Annotated in this window: 1 protein-coding gene; it reads left to right on the forward strand. The window is 63.8% G+C overall.

Annotated features, from left to right (window positions below; translation table 11 throughout):
• Positions 1-309: transposase (locus ACFFN1_RS00765; RefSeq protein ID WP_376837768.1), on the forward strand; the 309-nt coding region annotated here is incomplete at both ends.

Consider the following 309-nt stretch of genomic DNA (forward strand, 5'->3'; position numbering starts at 1 on the left):
GACGCTGGACCCGTTCCAGGGATACAAAAACGCGATCGATGACCAACTCGACGACGCCACCTGTGTGCTCGATGCTTTTCACATCGTGAAGCTCGCCACCAGCGCCGTCGATGACGTCCGCAGGCGCGTCCAACAGCAGACACTCAGGCACCGGGGACGCAAAGGAGACCCGCTCTACAGCATCCGCAACCTTCTGCGGGCCGGCCGCGAACGCCTCACCGACCGGCAGCGTACGAGACTCGAAGCGGCGTTCGCTGCGCACGAGGACCACATCAGTGTCGAAGTCGCCTACCAGTGCGCCCAGGACGT

Origin of the sequence: Brevibacterium otitidis (assembly GCF_042429315.1) — a bacterium.
Lineage (GTDB): Bacteria > Actinomycetota > Actinomycetes > Actinomycetales > Brevibacteriaceae > Brevibacterium > Brevibacterium otitidis.